The organism is beta proteobacterium MWH-UniP1 (assembly GCA_036362785.1).
Lineage (GTDB): Bacteria > Pseudomonadota > Gammaproteobacteria > Burkholderiales > Burkholderiaceae_A > Lacustribacter.
In genome coordinates this window covers 858,011-877,571 of sequence record CP143625.1, presented here as the reverse complement: position 1 = coordinate 877,571, position 19,561 = coordinate 858,011, and the positions used below count along the sequence as shown (strand labels likewise).

Below are 19,561 nucleotides of genomic sequence, written 5' to 3'. Positions count from 1 at the left end.
CTTAACCTAGGTTAAGGAAATTGGGACATTACCACCAGAAAATGACTTCCATCAATTTTTGTGGGGAAAGAGATGAACGTGCGAGATAACGGACTAATCCGCGAATTTTCCGGATCTGAATCGTCAAGTGGCAGACCCGGCCGAGTGGGCACCGTCACGCTGATCGGTGCCGGCCCCGGTGACCCAGATTTACTCACGCTAAAAGCGTATCGCGCACTCCAGTCCGCTCAAGTCGTGCTCTACGATCATCTGGTCAGCCAAGAGGTCATGAAGTTCCTTCCCCAGAGTGCAGAGCTCATTTATGTGGGCAAAGAGTCTTCACGCCACTCCATGCCCCAAGAAAAAATCTGCGACACCTTGGTGGCCCTGGCCCGATCCGGCCGGGATGTGATTCGATTAAAAGGTGGCGACGGTTACATCTTTGGCCGCGGTGGTGAAGAGGCTGCTGTATTGGCCCAGGCCGGCGTGCCCTTTTGCGTGATTCCCGGCATTACCTCTGCCCAGGGGGCAGCCGCCTCGGTTGGAATCCCACTCACACACCGCGATCATTCCCGGTCCCTGATCTTTGCTACTGGGCATCTGCGCGAAAATAAACAAGTCGATTTAGATTGGGACACACTGTCACGGCCCAATCAAACCGTGGTGATCTATATGGGAATTGGCACACTGCCCATCATCAGTCAACAACTCATCGCCCACGGCCTTTCCCCAGACACACCTGCGGCCCTGGTTGAGCGGGCCACCACCGATGCAGAGCGTTGCGTGGCGGGGAACATCAAGACATTGCCCGAGATCGCCATCCAAGAGGAAATTAAACCGCCGGCACTGATTGTGATCGGTGAGGTGGTTCGCCTACGCGAGACGCTTGGCGCGATTAAACCTGCAGTTCAGGCCCTGGCCTGACCATAAAACGGCACGCTTTCGCTGTGTAGAACGCGGTATGCTCACGGCATGACGACCGGCATTTTATTATTTGCTCACGGGTCGCGCGATCCAAACTGGAAGCGGCCTTTTGAGTCAATTCTTCAACAGACCGAACAAGAGGCCAGTGGGCCTGTGGGCCTGGCCTTTCTTGAATCCATGCAGCCCGACTTTGCCCAGGGAATCGCCAGCCTAGTCGATCGTGGCGCACAAACCATTCGGATCGTGCCGCTCTTTTTGGCATCGGGCTCTCACTTGCGACAGGATTTGCCCGAGCTGGTTGCTCAGGCCAAGAACCAGCATCCGGGAATTGAGATCACTGTTGCAACCGCAATCGGTGAAGCGGCCTACACCCAAGCTGCAATTGCCCGCTACGCGGCAGCGTCTTAAAAGACCGTTAAAGATCAACAATCCATTCAATACCTTAACGCTGTCGTATAGACCCGCTGATTTCACCGGCAAGCGTGGCCATTAGTTCAGCTGCTGGCATTGGGCGCACTAAAGCGTAATGTTGTCCCGCCCATAGGCTTTGATATTCGCCGTCATTTCGCTTCACAGCTAATGCCCGAATAGGCCCGGTTAGTGTATTTTGTACCGGGAAAGGGAACAACGCTTTGCCCTGCATCTGGGTCATGAATTCGTTATTAATCCCTCGGGCACGTCGTCCAGAAAAAATTTTAGTTAGGCTTGTGCTCCGTTCGGTCTGTTGAACCAGATACGACTTGTGTGCAGGACTTGCACCCGACTCTGTACAACACAGAAACGCGGTGCCCAACTGCGCGGCACGCGCCCCCGCATTCAGTACACGCCGCACCGCCCAGCCATCCATCAGACCGCCGGCCGCCACGACTGGTATCGAGAGTTTTGTGACCAATTGAGACACCAAGGCCTCTACTCCAAGTTCTTCATCAGAGGCATTTACATTGAATATTCCGCGATGCCCACCGGCCTCGATGCCTTGGGCCACAACAAAATCAGCGCCAGCCCGCTCTATGGCCATGCCCTCGGCAAGGCTTGTCGCCGTAATTCCTGTCGCAATACCAAGCGACTTGGCCTGCTGCAAAATTTCAGGCGACGGAATTCCGAAGTGAAAGGTCAGAATGTCTGGCCGCTGCCGCCAGATCGGCGCCAGAAGCTGATTTAGATCTGGAAAGTAAGGCGGCGACGGGATCTGTACATCGCACAAGTCGGCATATGGCAACCCACGAATCGCTGCTAAGGCGGCCTGTTGCACTTTGGCCTCGGGCATGACCACCGGCGAAAACACAAAGAAATTGGCGTTAATGGGCCCTGATGTCAGTTGCCTAGTCGCAACCAAATCTGACTCAATTTTTTCGGGCGTGTTGTAGGCAAAACCGAAACTACCCACACCGCCCGCGTTTGCCACTGCTGCAGCCAGTGCTGGCGTATTCACACCGCCCGCCATCGGCGCGGCGATTACTGGAACGCGTAATTGATCAAAATTAAACGCCATGACGAAAAACGACCCCTATCGATTGCCCAGATAGGGCATTATCTCCTGATACAACAAAACGCATGGTCACTACTCTTTTCAGTCATTTGTCACGCCAGCACCCATGATGCCGCCACCAAGTGTTACGCCACACAGAATTCCAGCGGGCATCTGGATCTTGGGCTTTGTCAGCATGCTCATGGACATCTCATCAGAGATGATCCACAGTCTCTTGCCCCTTTATTTGGTGGGCGCACTTGGTGCCAGCGCCTTGGTGGTTGGTGTCATCGAAGGGCTTGCCGAAGCTACCGCACTGATTGCCAAGGTTTTCTCCGGAACCCTAAGTGACTACCTGGGCAGACGCAAAGGCCTGGCCGTGATTGGCTACGGTCTGGGCGCACTGAGTAAACCCCTGTTTGCGATTGCCCCCACCATTAGTTTTGTACTCACCGCACGCCTGCTTGATCGCGTGGGAAAGGGCATTCGAGGCGCACCCCGGGATGCCTTGGTGGCCGACTTAACCCCAAGCGAGATACGCGGCGCGGCCTACGGTCTTCGCCAGTCACTCGACACCATTGGTGGTTTTGTGGGGCCACTCATGGCGGTGATATTGATGCTGCTGTGGACCAACAACTTCCAACTGATCTTCTGGGTAGCAGCGGTACCCGCCTTTGTATCTGTTGGTCTGCTGCTCTACGGTGTGAAAGAACCTCAGCGACTGGTCGACACGACCCGGAAAAACCCAATTCACAAAGAAAATCTCAAAAAACTCAGCAAAGCGTATTGGTGGGTGGTCGGTGTGGGCGCCGTCTTCACGCTGGCGCGCTTTAGCGAGGCATTTCTTATTCTTCGCGCACAACAGGCTGGCGTTGCCCTGGCCCTGGTGCCACTGGTGCTGGTGGTGATGAATCTGGCTTATTCGATTACCGCCTATCCCTGGGGCAGACTCGCCGACGGCAAGAGCCACAAGAGACTTCTTGCCATCGGTTTAATGGTGCTGATTGCTGCTGATCTTGTGCTGGCCACAGACGATCACTGGGTCACCCTTATGGCCGGTGTTGCGCTGTGGGGAATTCATATGGGCATGACCCAGGGTCTGCTGGCCACGATGGTGGCCGCATCAGCACCTGAAGACCTGCGTGGCACCGCCTTTGGTTTGTTTTATCTGGTGAGCGGCATTGCCATGCTGATTGCCAGCAGCGTGGCGGGATTGTTGTGGGACCAACTCGGCCCGGCATTTACTTTTTATGCAAGCGCTACATTTAGCCTGATTGCGTTAGTGGGCTTGCTGAAAAAGTGGTAGCGGTTTGATCTGCCGCACAACCACACTGTTTTAAAAACCCAGCTCACATGTCTTGCGGAAGCGTGAGTCTTACCAAGAGCCCACCCAGAGTGGAGACAGAGAGATTGAGATGGCCGCTATAGAGTTCTACTAACTCCGAGACGATCGCCAGACCAAGCCCTGATCCGGGTGCCTGCTCATCCATTCGAACACCACGCTTGAATATCTCGGAATACTTTGCCGGATCAACCCCTGGGCCGTCATCCCCAATCGCAAGCACAACGTTATTTCCCTCTCGCTGAACAGTGACCAAGACTTGCTTGCGGGCCCACTTTGCAGCGTTTTCGATCAGATTACCAAGAATTTCCAGTAGATCTTGTGACTCCCCTTTGAAATACACAGGGCCATCGATCAACTGAATCTCAAATGTAAGATTCTTTTCTGCAAAGGCACGACGCATCACTTTGAACACATCTTCCACGACCGGAGCTACCTCCACGGGCTGGCGATGCACACGCACATCCGCCGCCATACGGGACCGTTTTAAATGCCAATTCACTTGGCTCTGGGCCAATTCGCTGTACTTCTTCACGGTGTCTCGAAGTGTTTGTTCCGAGACCGAGGCATCTGTCGCCGAGTTAGACATGACGGCCAAAGGCGTTTTTACGGCATGGGCTAAATTTCCGGATAAGGTTCTCGCCCGCTCGACATGTCGGGTGTAGTCCGATAAGACCTGGTTGAAGTTTTCGGCAAGGGGTTCGATTTCAGCCGGAAATTTTCCCTCTAACCGGTCTGAGCGGCCCTCTCGCAGTCTCGTTAGCTCCAGATTGAGCCGTTTTAAAGGGGAAAGCCCAACGACAAGTTGCGCCATTAACACCGCAGCCAAGACCGCAGCCAAGATCACCAAATACAGCACCACCGTTTGGTTGAACTCTTGAATAGACGCCTGTAGCGGTTTCATATCCGCGGCAGCAATCAAGCGAATCTGTGCAGAATCACGGTCAAGCTCCAGCTGAACCGTGCGCTCAAGTGCCATGACGAGCTGCTGATTGGGGCCGGTGACCTGGTGAACATGGACAGCGCCATCGGCCAAGGAATCCCCCAACAAGGACAACTTATAGTCCCAGAGTGAACGGGATCGCTGAAGACCACCGGGAATAACCGCTTCCGTTGAACTGATTTGCCAATACATTCCCGAATAGGGCTTGCTCCAGCGGGGATCCCCCTGGGGCTCTCTAAGCGTGACACGTTGCGTGGCAGAGTCAACACTTAACCCGCCTGCGAGCTGATCTAGCGTTACCTTTAAGGTCGATTGAAACTGCGCGGTGACTTGACGCTCAAAGAGCCCGGTCAGCACTTGATGGGCCACAAACAATGTCGCCACAATGGCAACAAGACTAATCGCGCTAAGCCGGGCGCGCAGAGAGCCTGTCCACTGGCCCCAGGCCATGATCACCTTATTACCCAAGAGTCGCTTCTGAATCGCCGAGCCGATAGCCCAAGCCGCGAACGGTTTCAATCATGCCAGCGGGCATTTTCTTTCGAAGACGCGCCACAAAGACTTCGATCGTGTTGGAATCCGGGTCGTCGTTGTAGGAATAAATGTGCTCGGATAGCGTTGTTCGGCTTGCGACTTCTTTGGGGTGATGCATCAACCACGACAAGATCTTGAATTCATGGGCAGTCAGGGTTACAGGCTGGCCATCAACACTCACCCGTCCGCCCACGGTATCAAGCCTGACATTTCGCCACACCAATACCGGTGTTGGGTTGCCTACCGAACGCCGTATCACGCCACGCAATCTGGCCAACAACTCTTCCATGTGAAACGGCTTGGCAACATAGTCGTCAGCCCCAGCATCAATTCCACCCACCTTGTCACTCCAGCTGTCTCGCGCCGTCAAAATGATGACCGGCATATTTCGACCAGCCGCCCGCCAGCCCTTTAACACCGATAAGCCATCTAGCATGGGTAGCCCTAGATCAAGAATCGCGGCATCTAACGATTCCTCAAGCCCCATGTGAAGTGCATCTTGGCCATTGACCGCAAGATCGACCGCATAGCCCTGCTCTTGGAATGCAGTCTGAAGCTGCCGCCCTAGAGTCGGTTCATCTTCGACAACCAATATGCGCATAAGAGTCTGGTTTCTTGGGTAAACAAGGTTTGATTATGCCGCTACCTGGCGGCAGGCGACTGGCGCTCACGGGGCTTGGAGCGCGATTCTAAGATCTCCGCTGTGCGCGCATCGACTTTCATTTTAAAAAGCCTGCCATCGGGGGCTACGCCCTTGATTTCGTAGACCCAGATCTTTCCATCTTTGGCGCGCTCGTCGTCCAACTCGACCTCTAGGATTTGCCCGGGCTGTGACGCCGACACCTTGGCCAGAATCTTATCCAAGGGCAGGATTTCGCCAGATTGCAGGGCCTGCCTTGCCCGTGCGTGATCGGCTGCAGCAAGCACAGGCTGGGTCGTGAGGGTAACAAAGCCAAGCCCAAGGGCCAGCAGCGCAGATTTAAGTGCGGTTTTGTTCATGTTCAAAACTCCTATAGAAGGTTTGCAGTCTTATCCACGCCGGCTGAACGCAAGATGAATGAGCCCTTCAGGTTCCATCAATCATGGATTTCCCATACTGCGCCTGTGTTCTTTTTAACCGCATGGAGAAATCATCATGATTCGCATCCCAAAGTCCCTACCCGTACGCCTAATTCTTAGCGCCGGAATGCTATTGGCCGCCGTCACCGCTAGCGCCGCCGACACCACGCCTGCGGCCCAACTGTCCCAGTGGAGCACCGCCGCCGGAAAGCCCGGTGATATCGAACGCGGCAAGACCTTTTATAACGCCAAACACGGCAAAGATCTGAGCTGCGCTTCGTGCCACAACAGTAACCCCATGGCCCAAGGAAAGCATAGTTCAACCGGGAAAGCTATCGAGCCCCTCGCCCCGAGCGCCAACCCGAAAGCCTTCACTGACACTGCAAAAGTGAACAAATGGTTCCGTCGCAATTGCAACGACGTCGTTGGCCGGGAATGCTCCGCCCAGGAGAAAGCCGACTTCATCGCCTATGTGATGAGTGTCAAAAAATAAATCAACACCTTCGGAGATTCATGATGAACTCAGTTACCAAATCCCTGGCCTTTGCGGTCGCAGTCGTGGCCAGCACGGCCGCTTACGCGGGCAAACCCATGATGCCGGAAACGCAGATGCTGACCATCTATAAACAAGAGTGCGGCACCTGCCACATGGCATACCCCCCTGGGTTTCTATCCAAACCGGCCTGGGGTCGGGTCATGAACTCGCTATCGAACCACTACGGTACCGATGCCAGCCTGGATGACACTCAAGTAAAGGAAATCAGTCAGTGGCTAAACCAACACGCCGGGACTTATAAGCGGGTAGTGCAATCGTCAAAAGAGGATCGGCTCACCACCACGGAGTGGTTCCTGCGCAAACACAAAGAAATTCAGCCCAATGTGTACCAACGCGCCGCGATTAAAAGCGCCGCGAATTGCGCCGCCTGTCACACCACCGCTGCCAAGGGTGATTTTGAAGAAGATAACGTAAGGATTCCGAAATGAATAATTCCTTGACCACAATCGATGCCCAAAGCGCTGAGGGTTCTCTTAAAAAGAAAACACCCAAGGCAATTCTGGTGTGGGACTTCCCCACCCGGATATTCCACTGGACACTCGCCGTCTGCTTTGCCGGGGCCATGATCACTCAGGACATGGAAAGCCTGCGCATCGTTCACAACACGTGTGGCTACACCATGCTTGGGCTGGTCGCCTTTCGCATCATTTGGGGAATTATCGGCACCCGGCACGCACGGTTTAGCTCATTTGTGCCAAGCCCGAAGCGCGTCATCGCGTATGTGAAGGGGTTGATTACCAAAAAACCGATTCACACGGTGGGACACAACCCGCTTGGTGCCCTGGATGTGATTGTGATCTTATCTCTGGTGATTGGCGTGGCCACATCTGGAATCATGCTGGATGGCGGGTTTCAAGAGGAATTCTTCGAAGAGGTTCACGAGGTACTCGCCAATCTGTTGTTGCTGGTGATCGGTGTGCATGTCACCGGGGTGCTGTTTTCAAGCTTTACCCACAAAGAGAACCTGATTAAATCAATGATCAGTGGCTATAAGATCGGCGATGCATCCGAGGGTATCCGCCGCACCTTCTGGTGGCTGGGACTGGCCATGATCCTGGCGATCGGCTACTTTTGGGCAATCCAACTGCGGCTCATCACCATCTAAACCGTCAAACCTAGCGATTTAAGGCCTGAACCCCATAATCTGGGGTTCAGGCATTTTGGTTTTCTAAAGCCCGCCGTTAGGGCCGGGAGACGAGATGCTCGGGGCTCGAAAAAAGGGCTGCAAGCTCCTCAATCTCGCGATCTGAGAGCCGGCGAGCCTCCTCCACCATTAGGCTTGGGGCACCGGGACGGTACTTGTATGCGAAAAGTTTGGAGCGAAGGCGATGCTGGTCTTGTCCCGCAATGGCGGGGGCCAAGTCCGATCCCAGGCCAGATGCACCGTGGCAGGACACGCAGGTCTGGGCCCGGGCCGCAACAGGGGTTAGCGACTCGGAAGCAGCCGCTGAAGATGCCGCTAAGCCCACACTCAACATTAGAACTGACAAAAAATGCATAGGCACCACTCTAGCCCGAGCATTGGGGGAGCGGTTCTAGATATTTATGAATTAGATTTTCCAAAAACCGAAAAAGCAATGAAGACTGCAGAAATAGATTCAGCGCCTGCGCGACTTTCGGCTGCCATGCTTTTTGAAAATCTCTTGGGCCTGTTGACGGACATCTTCCTGTTTTCGCAGGCCCCATAACCGATCGCGCGCAAGCTTTGATGCCGCCAAATGATCGACGATGGGCAACGGATAACTGGGAGCCAAATGCTCAGGCACCCAAGCCGCAACAAAACGACCATCGGGGTCTTGATCTGTTTGTTGTTTTTCCGGGTTGTAGACACGAATGGTGTTAATTCCGGTGGTGCCGCTTTGCATCTGAATCTGCGGCCAATGAATACCGGGTTCATAGTCGGTGAAGAGTCTTGCCAAATGCTGGCCAGTTTCCCGCCAATGTAGCCAGAGATGTTGGCTCGCAAAAGACACCAACATGGCCCGCATTCGGAAATTAATCCAACCGTTGTGATGAAGATAACGCATGCAGGCGTCGACAAAAGGCAAGCCCGTATGGCCATCTCGCCAAGCCTGAAAGAGCCGCTCTTCTTCTTTCGTGTAAAGCCCCTCATTGCGTAGACCCCGGGTTGCCGGATGCAAACAGCGAAACTCAATCTCAGGCTCAGATTCCAGCTTCTGCATAAAGTGACAGCGCCAGTGCAGCCGGCTCTCAAAGCTCTTTAGACTCATCAGCATGCGGCTTTGGTGGGGATGCCCAGCTTCCGTCTGCCAATTGGTCTTGGCACGCTCTATCGCCTGAATGACTTCTTTGATCGACAGGGTTCCCCATGCCAAGTGGGGAGAAAGCCGCGAACAAGATTGTTCAGAAGTACCGGGACTACTCATATGCCAACGGTAGTCGAGCCCCCTGCCCTCGACGAAGCTTTTTAAAAGTGCGATACCAGAACGGCGACCGCCCTGCTGCCTTCCAGGGCAATGATCCACTCGGGCAAGGGCCTGCCAGCCCGAAACGCCATCAGTTCGAAAACACTCGGGCAGGCGGGCAATGCCCTGCTCAATCTCGCCGCCAATCGGCTGCAGCTCAGGCAGCCCAGCCGTTGGCTGTGCCATTCGCTTTTCCCAGATACGGGCCCAATCGTCGCGATCTTTTAACCGGCGCACCACGTTGTTTTGGGGGTGCTCCAGCCAGGCAACCCCATGCGCGCGGCACCAATTCGCCACCCGCTTATCGCGTGCAAAACTCTCCCAATTACCGGTCTCTTCATGACTGTGAAGCGTGAAAACACCAAACTGATCGACCAAGACCTTCAATAGATCAGGCATCTCGCCGGTTGCCACCAACAGCTTTAATCCAAGCTTGTTGGCGGAGATCTTAAGATCGTCCAACGACTCCTGATAAAAGGCCGCGTGCCGACCGCTGCTGTCCGGCAGCGCCCACAAAGATGGCTCAAACACCACCAGCCCCAGCACAGGCCCACGCAGCGCTGCGACACTCAGGGCAACATGATCCCGGACCCGAAGATCACGTTTAAACCAGACGATTTGAAGACTGGGCATCGGGAAATCGAAGAATTTTGTAGCTAAGAATTCTAATCATTTGCCCAAAAAAGGCCGGCCAAACGACAAACGCCCCAAAGATGGGGCGCTTGTCTCTGAAGCGGTCAACAGATCAACGATCAGTCTTCGACTTGCCGTCTTGCTTGGCGGCAAACGGGAAGGCGGTGCCGGACTCACCCGGTTTTGCGGGAATCCGAAGCGACAAGATCATCGTGACTGCCAGGGTAACCACCGTAAAGCCTAGCGACCAAACGATAGGAATCTTGTACACATCAATGAGCAGCATCTTGGCGCCAATGAACACCAGGACGATGGCAAGACCATAAGACAGCAGGTGAAATTTCTCATGCATGCCGGCAAGCAGGAAGTACATTGCCCGCAGACCTAAAATGGCAAACACATTAGAGGTGAGCACAATAAAAGGGTCGGTCGTGATCGCGAAGATCGCAGGAATGGAGTCCACTGCAAAAACCAGATCCACAATACCGATTAGGATGATCACCACAAACAACGGTGTTGCCATCTTTACGCCGTTGACCATCGTGAAGAACTTCTCGCCATCGTAGTTTGGCGACATCTTCATGTGCTTGTTGATCCAGCGAAGTGCTGGGTTGTTATCCAAGTCAGGCTCCTGCCCAGCCGCCCACCACATCTTGACACCGGTAAAGACCAGAAATGCACCGAACACGTACATGATCCAGTGGAACTGAGCAATTAGCCAAGCACCGATCAGAATCATGACGGCACGCAAGACAAGCGCCCCCAGGATACCGATCATGAGCACACGCTTTTGAAACGCTGGCGGCACGGCGAAATACGTAAACAGCATCAAAAACACAAAGATGTTGTCGACCGCCAGTGCTTTCTCAACCAGATAACCGGTGATGAACTCCAGTGCCTTGCCATCGGCCAATTCCTTGGCGACAGGGTCAGCACCCAGGCCGCCCAGGTACCACCAGAGCCAGCCCACAAAGACAAAGGACACCGCCACCCAGATCAGGGACCAGATCGTGGCCTCTTTGATGCTCACGGTATGAGCACCCTGGCGGTTCATTGCAAAAAAGTCGATCGCAAGCGCCACCACCACGAAGGCGGCAAACAGCGACCACAACAAGGGGGTTCCGATGGACATCATCGTGACGAGCCTCTCTTCCCAAACCGGCAACGATTGGGTAACAAATTGTTAGGAATCCTCGCCAGTCTTGCTGCCCGGATACAACGCTGTTCCAGGTTACGGTACCGAACACCAGTGGCTGCCAGCCCACCGATATCGTAATGACGACACCGCTACACGACGCATTTGCACGATCGTGCCAGCTACTCCCTTTGAGAGGCAGGCAAATTGAAACAGATTCGGCTTGGTGACGTCAACCATTTCGCCAATGAAAACCCCTGAAACGATGGGGTATTCCGCCAACGACGCAATCGAGCTGTCAGGACGCGCCGCGAAAAAGAACTGCCCCAACTAACGTGGCAGGGCCACCTTGGGCATCCGCTCCAAAATAACGAAGGCACGTTCGGTCAGATATTCCGACGCGCGATTGCGGTCAAACCGCTTCGGAGACGGTAAGACAGAAGCCAGCCAGGCCGCCTGCATGGCATCTATTTGGGATGCTGGCAGACCAAAGTAGTGCCTTGATGCGGCCTCGATACCAAACACCCCGACACCCCATTCTGCGGTATTCAGGTAAAGCTCAAGAATTCGCCGTTTGTCCATAACTACCTCAAGCATTCCCGTGATCACCAGTTCCTGAGCTTTCCTTACGTAAGACCGGTCAGACGACAAGAAAAGGTTTTTTGCCAGCTGCATGGTGATGGTCGACCCACCCCGCCGCACCTGTCCGCGCCGAATGTTCTCCCGAGCGGCTTTTTCTATCGACTCCCAATCCACGCCATCATGAAAAGCAAAGGCGGAATCTTCGGCGGCAACCACAGCCTGTTTTACAGAGACTGAAATGGCACCATAAGGCACCCAGATCTGCCGAATGGAACTAGATGTTCCCTTGGCCCGAAGCCGATCCTTTTCGGCCTCGATGAAAGCAGTGGTGCGTGGGTCGTTCCACCGGAACCATACTACCTGCGTAAAGATCCATGTCTGATACGCCAGCAATCCAGCGCAGGCCAGCCCAAACGACCACAACAGCCATCGAGAAGTTAAACTTCTGCGAGCCTTGCCTTTCGCCCTACTTTTTTGGCCTTTTTTCATCTTTAGAATGTCAATGCGCTGTTGCCGGATTCGCCCAATTTTATGACAACCCTCTTTAGCCTCTACGATCTATCGGTTGGATTCGGCCTTTTCTTAGGGGCGGTGCTCTACACCTCTGTTGGGCACGGCGGAGCGTCCGCCTATATTGCAATCATGTCGCTTTTTGGAATGAGCGCTGCAGCGATAAAACCCACGGCACTCACGCTCAATATCTTTGTGTCCTCTTACACAAGCTTTCAGTTTATTAAAGCGAAACTCTACGATCTAAAGCTTGTTATTCCATTGCTCATCGGAGCCGTTCCTTGCGCGTTTTTAGGTGGAAGACTTAACTTACCAAGCGACATTTACAAACCGATCGTTGGCATCATTTTGCTGTATTCGGCGTACCGATTCATCGCCACCACCAGCCAAACAGAACAACCACCAAAACCCTATAAAAAATGGCTGGCGGTTGTTGTGGGCGGAGTGATTGGCTTTTTATCCGGGCTAACGGGCACTGGCGGGGGTATTTTTCTGTCACCGTTAATCTTGTTTGCCGGATGGACCCGGGTAAAAGGCGCCAGCGGAACAGCCGCGATATTTATATTTTTTAACTCGCTGTTTGGTTTGCTCGGCAATATCAGCTCAGTAAGTCAACTACCTGCCGTATTGCCCCTGTATGTCGCGTTTGTCCTGCTAGGCGCTTTCATTGGAACACGATTTGGTATCCACTACTTTGCACATGTCGGCGTAAAACGGGCTCTTGGGGTGGTTTTGCTGATTGCAGGCTTGAAACTAACCCTGGGCCTTTGATCGAACACCCCCCAAGTAAAACCAGTGCCCGCGCCGATCAAGTCACATAATCCCCGTGGGCTTCTGGCTGATACAGCATGGATTGAATCTCCATACTGCGCTCCTTGCCCGCGGGCGGTGTCCAATACACGGCCGACCCAACACGACGACCAATCAGGGCAGCGCCAATCGGCGATAGCACCGAAATAAAGCCTTTTTCAAGACTGGCATCAATTGGGTAGCAAACCGTGATCTCTTGGGACTCACCACTATCGCGGTCGCGCACTTGTACCCGAGAGTACATGGTGACAATCGTTTCGGGAATTTCCGGCGCCGGCACCAAATCAGCAGCGTCTAGCACCCGAGATAAATCGGGGGGCAGATGTCCATCATTCAATCTCGACAGACGCACGTAATCGAGTTCGGTCAGCAGCAGCTCATCATTTAGAACAGTAGACATTTGGGGCTCCATGAAAAGGCATTCCTCAACAACAGAATGCATAAATAGCGCTTGGTGAGCGGCCCGACGACGAATGTGATGCGCAGAAATTTGGGGGTGATGCGTCGCCGGGCTTAAGCGTCTGCGGCGATTATCCGAGGGCGGAAAAACTGCTTCATAACGTCACGGCCGAACGTAGGCCCAGCCCTGCTGCTGGCGCCGCATTAACTGAATAACGCCAGCTGGGACATAACTAATCGACGGGTTCATTTCTGATTTTTCGATTTTCTGTGCGCCCATGGTGTTTTCGCAAGCGACAACTGAAATGCCGGTCTTGATCGCGTCGGTGACTCGATTCGCGGTCACGGCATCCATTTTGAGCATATTGATACCCGGTCCGTAGGCCACAATTTCAATGTCGACATTCTTTGGTCCGCCAAGATCCTGCTGAGCGTTTCTGGCATTATTCAATGCCAGGTTCCACTTTTTCGGGTCATCGTCACTGACCTGCAAGACAATCCGTGCCCGATCAGAAGACGGCGCACTAACGGCGGCGGTAATGGAAGACACACCAAGCACTGCAGCGACCAACCCGTTCACAAAGACTTTCATTTGATCCCCCCCAGAATTTTTCAAACTATCAGTTAGTTGATAAAACGAACACACGCTAGCATAAATCCAAAAGCGCATGTAGAGTCGCACGACGAGATCGCCAAGGCGTGCTGCTATTTTTTTGCACTCTTGGCCCCACGCCGATCTAAACGCAAGGCGAAAGTCTCTTTCACCTCTTCCATCACGACATAACTGTTTGACTGTGCCGGCACGGGGATTCTCTCAAGCATAGAACCCAACAAGTGCCGATACTGCGGCATGCCGGCAAGACGTGCCTTCACCAGATAATCAAAACTGCCCGATACGAGATGGCATTCCAGCACCTCGGGCATGTGTGCCAGCTCGTCGCGCACCTTTTTGAAGATCTGCTCTGATTTTTCCGCCAACGTAATCTCGACAAACACCAGCAAGGTATGGCCGACGGCCAAGGGGTCTATTTTTGCGTGATACCCAGTAATCACGCCTAGCCGCTCGAGTCGCTTTACCCGCTGCGCGCAGGGTGACGTGGAGAGCCCCACCCGCTCCCCCAACTCCGTCACGGTCAAGCGCCCCTCTTGTTGCAAAAGATCCAGGATGCGCAGGTCAATGGTATCGAGCTCTGATGTTTGCTGCATAAGAAATACTTTCAGGATTCTAAAAGCAATAATTATTGTATAAGCCAATAATTTCAGCAACATTTACTGATTCTGGTTCCTATAATTTTTAAATCTACTGATTTAGGAGAGAATCGTGCGTGTAATTGTTTTAGGGTCTGGCGTCATTGGCGTGACCACTGCCTACTACCTGGCACGTTCGGGTGCACAAGTGACGGTCGTTGATCAGCAGGAAGGCGCCGCCTTAGACACGAGCTACGCCAACGCGGGCCAAGTCTCGCCCGGCTACTCAACGCCCTGGGGGGCGCCCGGCATTCCCCTAAAGGCAATCAAGTGGCTGTTTCAGCGACATGCACCACTAGCGATCCGCTTGGACGGAACCCTATTTCAACTGCGTTGGTTGGCAGCGATGCTCCGCAATTGCTCGGGCGAGCGCTACACGCTCAACAAAGAGCGCATGCTTCGGCTCGCCACGTATAGCCGAACCTGCCTGCAGCAACTTCGCGCTGAGACAGGCATACAGTACGAAGCACGAACTGCCGGCACACTGCAATTGTTTCGCAGCACCGACCAGCTCGACCAAGCAGAGCGTGATATTCGGGTTCTCCGTGAATACGGCATCGACTTCGAGCTACTCGATGCGACCGGCGTGAAACGCGCCGAACCCGCCTTGGCCCAGTCCCAACAAAAAATAGCGGGGGGCCTGCGACTGCCCAACGATGAGACTGGCGACTGCTTTATGTTTACAACTGCGCTTGCCGCAATTGCAAAGGGCCTTGGGGTGGACTTTCGCTTCGGCGTTGCAGCCCAATCGTTTACGTTTGACGCAAACCACCGCATCACCGGTGTGACACTCAACACACCCGACAAGGAAGTGCTAAAAGCTGATCGTTACGTTGTGGCACTCGGCAGCTACTCCCGCAACCTGCTTGCTTCCACCGGAATCGACCTACCGGTCTACCCGGTCAAGGGCTATTCGCTCACCATACCAATTGTGAACGAAGCACTGGCACCTGTCTCCACGGTATTAGATGAGACCTACAAAATTGCGCTCACTCGTTTTGATCAACGCATTCGCGTGGGCGGCATGGCAGAGCTAACGGGTTTTGACCGAACACTGCTGCCTCAGCGAAGAGCGACACTGGAAATGGTCACCAAACAACTCTTCCCGGGCGGAGATCTTTCCCGGGCTGAGTTCTGGACAGGTCTGCGCCCCATGACACCCGACAGCACACCAATCGTGGGGCGTACCACCCACCAAAATTTATTTATCAACACCGGCCATGGCACCCTGGGGTGGACCATGGCATGTGGAAGCGGCAAATTGCTCGCCGACATGATTATCGGCAGGTCGCCGGAAATTTCCACAGACGGCTTGGCGGTGGATCGGTATGGTGCGAAACCAAACCGATCATTACATGGCCAAGTGCGCGGTCATTTGGCTAATTCACAAACATGAACGCCAGATGAACGCCTGACTCAGGGTGAGTTAAGCTAGGCTTGATTAGGATGCTCATGCGACAATAAAACTCCTAAATCAAAAGAATATGTTGACTCCCCCAAACATGACGACCGCCTCGTTATCTTTATGGATACTGGGCGGGATCATCTTATAAATTGGGCTCTGGCTGGCGATCAGCTTTTCACGCCACTGGGGCGCCTATCAAGCACTCAAAACCGGTTTGCCTGCCGAAGATGCCGGTGCATTACCGACTCGCGAACCGATTCAACCTGTCTCTGAGGCTGCTCAGGGGAATGTCCAAAGATGATATTGAAAAAGCAGTGTTCTGGGACACCGTAACGCTGGATGCAATGAATAAATGGCGTAAGGTGCACATTCCAATCTTCATGGTTTTTGCTGTTTTATCCTTGGGGCACATTTTGAGTATCTTCATGTTCTGGGGCTGGAAATGAATCGATTCGCCAAGTGGGTCATTGCCGCGAATTTGGTTGTGTTGGTGGTGCTCGTCTTGGTCTACCCGCATCTGATGGTAAGCCCAGGAAAATTGATTCCTGGCCATGCCAAACTGGATTCGGATTGCTTTGCCTGCCACACCACATTCACGGGGGCAGAGTCAGAGAAATGCGTGACCTGCCACAAACCAGAGGAAATTGGCAAACTGACTTCGGTGGGCCTGCCAATTGAAAAGCCGCTGACCTCCACGCCATTTCACCAAAGCTCATCAGCAACGACTGTATTTCGTGTCATAGCGATCATGCTGGCGTAAAACGGTTTCGCACCACGGGCCACTTCAACCATCAACTGCTGGAAAAAACGGCCCGCGCAGAGTGCCAGAGTTGTCATCAAGCGCCCAAAGACAGTTTGCACCAGAAAATTACCGGGAACTGTAGCCAGTGCCACAGCCAAGACAAATGGGTTCCGGCCACTTTTGATCACAGAAAGTATTTCGAGCTTGACCGTGATCACAACGTGCAGTGCGTGACGTGTCACATCCGAAACGACTATAGTCGCTACACCTGTTATGGCTGTCATGAACACACCCCACAGAAAATTCGCCAAGAACACATCGAAGAAGGCATCCGCGACTTCGACAATTGCGTGGAGTGCCACCGAAACGCCAACGAAAACGATATTCGTCGGCCGGGCCGCGATGGTCGCGGCGAAAACCGCGGCGGCAATGGTCGTGAACGAAAACACGATGACTAAATTGCCGGGCTGTTAATCGCCTTTATCGGTAAGACCGGCGCATAGTCCGGCTCCTTGCAAGTTGACTTTACACTCGGACAGTCACACGCCGAGTCTCTGATAGGCCGTCGAAAAAGGAAACACAATAGCGGGTGCAATGAGGCGGCCATCTTCGTTCAAATGAATGTGCGTAAAGCCCACTCGAATCAGATGGTGCATCAGCTCTCGATTAACCGCCCCCACAGCGTGCAACTCCCCCGCATACCCCAGCTCGCGCAGCCGAAGCGCCAGGGTATATGGGCGCCCCTCGGTTATTTTTCCAAAGAGAATCGCAATCGATGAAAGTGCCAACAGGGGTTCCAACTTTGCCCGAATATCAGCGGTATAACCCTTTGTGATCGAGCCATAAAAGTCCTCTGGCTCAATTGTGATATCGGGCTTCACGTAGTGCTTAGCCGATACACCCTGGTTGTCAAAAACTCGTGTAATTGGCAGATCAACGGGAGAGGCTCCCTCTTTTAGTTGCGCACTCATGATGTATTAAATCTCTTTGATTAACGAAGATTTACGGGCCCGCTCAGCGGCATTGGCAAAGACTTCCTTGCCCAACCGTGCTACTGCCTGCCGAAATGTCTCGCCGTCTTCACGAACTTCAAGATAGAGATCAAGAATTTCCTCTACCGCGTCAGCGATTTCATCTTCGGCAAAGGCCTTGCCAATCACAGTGCCGAGCGCTGCAGGCGCACCATGCCCCGAGTGGCCGCCCAGCAAGAGTTGATAAAACGCGGCACCGTCTTTATCCACCCCCAAAATTCCAATATGGCCGATATGATGGTGGCCGCAGCTGTTCATACAACCTGATATGCGTAAATCGAGTGGTCCAATACTCTCTTGGGCATCTAGATTGGCATACCGTGCCGCAATATCTTTGGCAATCGGAATTGATCTGGCGTTGGCCAGTGAGCAATAGTCGCCCCCGGGGCAGCTCACCATATCGCCAATCAGCCCACCAACAGCGTGGTGCAGGCCTTTGGATTTCAGCGCCTGAAAAAGCGCGGGTAAATCGGCCTCGATCACCGCTGGCAACACCAGGTCTTGACTATGGGCAACCCGGATAAATCCTTGGCTAAACTGATCCGCAAGATCAGCCAAGTATTCCATTTCCTCACTAGTCATGTCTCCAGGCGCACGGCCCACGGACTTCAGTGGAATTAAAACTGCAGCGTAACCAGGGTGCTTATTGGGCAGCCGGTTTCTTGTGAACCACCTGTGCCACTCCTTCCGCTGTATCTCTGATCGCTCCTGATCTGGCTTGGTTAATTGCTGCCCCCGAGACCAGTCCGGCTCAATAAACGACGAAATCACACGCTGTAAATCAGACTCGGTGAGCTTCGATGGGCCAGATCGCAGATGGGCCCACTCTGCCTCAACAAGTTCCCGAAACACATCCAGCCCCACCGTGCGCACCAGAATTTTGATCCGGGCTTTGGTGAGGTTGTCTCGGCGGCCCAACTCGTTATAGACCCGCATCACTGCATGGGTATAGGTGAGCAGATCAGACCAATCCAATTCCTCACGAATCACCGGGCCGAGTACCGGCGTGCGCCCAAGGCCACCCCCAACCCGAACTCGGAAGACAGCACGGGGCTGCGCACGCACCACCTCAAAGGCAAGATCATGCACCTGCGCCAGGGCCCGATCCTCCGGCGTGCCGGTCAGCGCCACCTTGAATTTTCGTGGCAGGTAAGTCAGCTCCGGGTGAAAGGTGCTCCACTGACGCAACAACTCGGCATACGGCCTGGGATCCAGGATTTCGTCGGGGGCGATACCGGCAAGCACATCACTCGTAATATTACGCAGGCAGTTGCCACTGGACTGGATGCCGTGCAGCCCCACTTCCGCGAGATCGGCAAGTGCTGCGGGGGTGTCATCGACCGAGATCCAATTTAACTGCAGATTCTGTCGGGTAGTGAAATGCCCATAGGCCCGGTCATAGCGGCGTGCAACGGCCGCCAGGGCACGAAGCTGCCTGCTGTTGAGCATTCCATAGGCAATGGCGATACGGAGCATTGGGGCATGGCGCTGGAGATACAAGCCATTTTGAAGCCGCAAAGGGCGCAATTCTTCGTCTGTAAGGGCGCCAGCACGATGCCGGGCAATCTGGCCAGCCAATTGGGCCGCCCGCTCACGCAAAAGCTGTAGGTCGGTCTCAACAGGTTGGTACATAAAGCGCCCCTTTCAAAGAAGAAAGAAGGTTACTGCTTCTAATTCCCAGCGGAAGCATTCTTTTTCGAAAAGCATTCCAGCTTTCAGAATATAGGCCTACGGCTTTGTGGGGCCACTATTTCCACGCACGGGTAATGCACAAACCGGGAAAAGCCCGTTAGACTGGCCGCTCTCATCTAAGGGGGGCTCGGAAACATGATGCG

The 19,561-nt window shown here is 53.8% G+C and carries 24 protein-coding genes; 11 read left to right on the top strand and 13 right to left on the bottom strand.

Annotated features, from left to right (window positions below; genetic code table 11):
* The first annotated feature begins 78 nt into the window (after positions 1 to 78).
* Together cobA and AOB54_04255 are read left to right on the top strand one after the other, a co-directional pair.
* A complete protein-coding gene (gene cobA, locus AOB54_04260) occupies positions 79 to 903 on the top strand; it encodes a uroporphyrinogen-III C-methyltransferase (protein ID WVN42595.1) in 825 nt (274 codons plus the stop codon).
* Positions 904 to 951: 48 nt separating this feature from the next.
* Positions 952 to 1,311 (top strand): CbiX/SirB N-terminal domain-containing protein, encoded by a 360-nt coding sequence (locus AOB54_04255; protein WVN42594.1) that lies wholly within the window; start codon positions 952 to 954, stop codon positions 1,309 to 1,311.
* A gap of 34 nt (positions 1,312 to 1,345) precedes the next feature.
* On the opposite strand, the gene AOB54_04250 is transcribed toward AOB54_04255, so the two are convergent.
* Positions 1,346 to 2,395 (bottom strand): nitronate monooxygenase, encoded by a 1,050-nt coding sequence (locus AOB54_04250; GenBank protein WVN42593.1) that lies wholly within the window; start codon positions 2,393 to 2,395, stop codon positions 1,346 to 1,348.
* Positions 2,396 to 2,573: 178 nt separating this feature from the next.
* Here AOB54_04250 and AOB54_04245 point away from each other — a divergent pair, with 178 nt between their 5' ends.
* Complete coding sequence (locus AOB54_04245) at positions 2,574 to 3,677, top strand: MFS transporter (protein ID WVN42592.1); 1,104 nt, start codon at positions 2,574 to 2,576, stop codon at positions 3,675 to 3,677.
* Positions 3,678 to 3,720: 43 nt separating this feature from the next.
* Here the strand turns inward: AOB54_04245 and AOB54_04240 are convergent, their stop codons facing one another.
* Genes AOB54_04240 through AOB54_04230 form a run of 3 tightly spaced genes read right to left on the bottom strand, consistent with a single transcriptional unit; the run spans position 3,721 to position 6,189 of the window.
* Positions 3,721 to 5,124, bottom strand: a complete 1,404-nt coding sequence (locus tag AOB54_04240) for a HAMP domain-containing sensor histidine kinase (protein ID WVN42591.1) — start codon at positions 5,122 to 5,124, stop codon at positions 3,721 to 3,723.
* Positions 5,117 to 5,791 (bottom strand): response regulator transcription factor, encoded by a 675-nt coding sequence (locus AOB54_04235; protein WVN42590.1) that lies wholly within the window; start codon positions 5,789 to 5,791, stop codon positions 5,117 to 5,119. The genes AOB54_04240 and AOB54_04235 overlap by 8 nt, the downstream gene beginning before the upstream one ends.
* A 41-nt stretch (positions 5,792 to 5,832) precedes the next feature.
* Positions 5,833 to 6,189 carry a PepSY domain-containing protein gene (locus tag AOB54_04230; protein ID WVN42589.1) on the bottom strand — a complete coding sequence of 119 codons (357 nt, stop codon included), beginning with the start codon at positions 6,187 to 6,189 and terminating at the stop codon, positions 5,833 to 5,835.
* 136 nt (positions 6,190 to 6,325) lie between these two features.
* Between AOB54_04230 and AOB54_04225 the strand changes: the two genes are divergently transcribed.
* From AOB54_04225 to AOB54_04215, 3 genes are read left to right on the top strand one after another with little or no spacing between them, the layout of a single operon-like run.
* On the top strand, positions 6,326 to 6,742 hold the full coding sequence (locus AOB54_04225; protein WVN42588.1) for a DUF1924 domain-containing protein: 417 nt from the start codon (positions 6,326 to 6,328) through the stop codon (positions 6,740 to 6,742).
* A 23-nt stretch (positions 6,743 to 6,765) separates the two neighbouring features.
* Positions 6,766 to 7,233, top strand: a complete 468-nt coding sequence (locus AOB54_04220; GenBank protein ID WVN42587.1) for a diheme cytochrome c — start codon at positions 6,766 to 6,768, stop codon at positions 7,231 to 7,233.
* On the top strand, positions 7,230 to 7,910 hold the full coding sequence (locus tag AOB54_04215) for a cytochrome b/b6 domain-containing protein (GenBank protein WVN42586.1): 681 nt from the start codon (positions 7,230 to 7,232) through the stop codon (positions 7,908 to 7,910). The genes AOB54_04220 and AOB54_04215 overlap by 4 nt, the downstream gene beginning before the upstream one ends.
* A 76-nt stretch (positions 7,911 to 7,986) precedes the next feature.
* Here AOB54_04215 and AOB54_04210 read toward each other — a convergent pair whose 3' ends face one another.
* The 4 genes from AOB54_04210 to mtgA form a co-directional block, all read right to left on the bottom strand.
* Positions 7,987 to 8,304 (bottom strand): c-type cytochrome, encoded by a 318-nt coding sequence (locus AOB54_04210; GenBank protein WVN42585.1) that lies wholly within the window; start codon positions 8,302 to 8,304, stop codon positions 7,987 to 7,989.
* 99 nt (positions 8,305 to 8,403) lie between these two features.
* Complete coding sequence (locus tag AOB54_04205; GenBank protein WVN42584.1) at positions 8,404 to 9,864, bottom strand: FAD-binding domain-containing protein; 1,461 nt, start codon at positions 9,862 to 9,864, stop codon at positions 8,404 to 8,406.
* A gap of 112 nt (positions 9,865 to 9,976) precedes the next feature.
* Positions 9,977 to 10,999 (bottom strand): TerC family protein, encoded by a 1,023-nt coding sequence (locus AOB54_04200; GenBank protein WVN42583.1) that lies wholly within the window; start codon positions 10,997 to 10,999, stop codon positions 9,977 to 9,979.
* Positions 11,000 to 11,329: 330 nt separating this feature from the next.
* Positions 11,330 to 12,004 (bottom strand): monofunctional biosynthetic peptidoglycan transglycosylase, encoded by a 675-nt coding sequence (gene mtgA / locus AOB54_04195; protein WVN42582.1) that lies wholly within the window; start codon positions 12,002 to 12,004, stop codon positions 11,330 to 11,332.
* 108 nt (positions 12,005 to 12,112) lie between these two features.
* Here mtgA and AOB54_04190 point away from each other — a divergent pair, with 108 nt between their 5' ends.
* Positions 12,113 to 12,862 carry a sulfite exporter TauE/SafE family protein gene (locus AOB54_04190; protein WVN42581.1) on the top strand — a complete coding sequence of 250 codons (750 nt, stop codon included), beginning with the start codon at positions 12,113 to 12,115 and terminating at the stop codon, positions 12,860 to 12,862.
* Positions 12,863 to 12,899: 37 nt separating this feature from the next.
* Here the strand turns inward: AOB54_04190 and AOB54_04185 are convergent, their stop codons facing one another.
* From AOB54_04185 to AOB54_04175, 3 genes are all read right to left on the bottom strand, one after another.
* Positions 12,900 to 13,301 carry a GreA/GreB family elongation factor gene (locus tag AOB54_04185; GenBank protein ID WVN42580.1) on the bottom strand — a complete coding sequence of 134 codons (402 nt, stop codon included), beginning with the start codon at positions 13,299 to 13,301 and terminating at the stop codon, positions 12,900 to 12,902.
* Between the two features lie 162 nt (positions 13,302 to 13,463).
* Complete coding sequence (locus tag AOB54_04180; protein ID WVN42579.1) at positions 13,464 to 13,892, bottom strand: DsrE family protein; 429 nt, start codon at positions 13,890 to 13,892, stop codon at positions 13,464 to 13,466.
* A 113-nt stretch (positions 13,893 to 14,005) separates the two neighbouring features.
* On the bottom strand, positions 14,006 to 14,506 hold the full coding sequence (locus AOB54_04175) for a winged helix-turn-helix transcriptional regulator (protein WVN42758.1): 501 nt from the start codon (positions 14,504 to 14,506) through the stop codon (positions 14,006 to 14,008).
* Positions 14,507 to 14,621: 115 nt separating this feature from the next.
* Here AOB54_04175 and AOB54_04170 point away from each other — a divergent pair, with 115 nt between their 5' ends.
* From AOB54_04170 to AOB54_04155, 4 genes are all read left to right on the top strand, one after another.
* Entirely contained in the window at positions 14,622 to 15,944 is a 1,323-nt protein-coding gene (locus AOB54_04170) for a D-amino acid dehydrogenase (protein ID WVN42578.1), read from the top strand.
* Between the two features lie 296 nt (positions 15,945 to 16,240).
* Entirely contained in the window at positions 16,241 to 16,399 is a 159-nt protein-coding gene (locus AOB54_04165; protein ID WVN42577.1) for a hypothetical protein, read from the top strand.
* The gene (locus AOB54_04160; GenBank protein WVN42576.1) at positions 16,396 to 16,713 is read left to right on the top strand and encodes a hypothetical protein; all 318 of its coding nucleotides are present in this window, start codon (positions 16,396 to 16,398) and stop codon (positions 16,711 to 16,713) included. Before AOB54_04165 ends, AOB54_04160 begins: the two co-directional genes overlap by 4 nt.
* A gap of 95 nt (positions 16,714 to 16,808) precedes the next feature.
* Positions 16,809 to 17,153, top strand: a complete 345-nt coding sequence (locus AOB54_04155) for a hypothetical protein (GenBank protein WVN42575.1) — start codon at positions 16,809 to 16,811, stop codon at positions 17,151 to 17,153.
* An 81-nt stretch (positions 17,154 to 17,234) separates the two neighbouring features.
* On the opposite strand, the gene AOB54_04150 is transcribed toward AOB54_04155, so the two are convergent.
* Together AOB54_04150 and AOB54_04145 are read right to left on the bottom strand one after the other, a co-directional pair.
* A complete protein-coding gene (locus tag AOB54_04150) occupies positions 17,235 to 17,666 on the bottom strand; it encodes a DUF934 domain-containing protein (GenBank protein ID WVN42574.1) in 432 nt (143 codons plus the stop codon).
* 6 nt (positions 17,667 to 17,672) lie between these two features.
* Positions 17,673 to 19,358 carry a nitrite/sulfite reductase gene (locus AOB54_04145; GenBank protein ID WVN42573.1) on the bottom strand — a complete coding sequence of 562 codons (1,686 nt, stop codon included), beginning with the start codon at positions 19,356 to 19,358 and terminating at the stop codon, positions 17,673 to 17,675.
* Between the last annotated feature and the right edge of the window lie 203 nt (positions 19,359 to 19,561).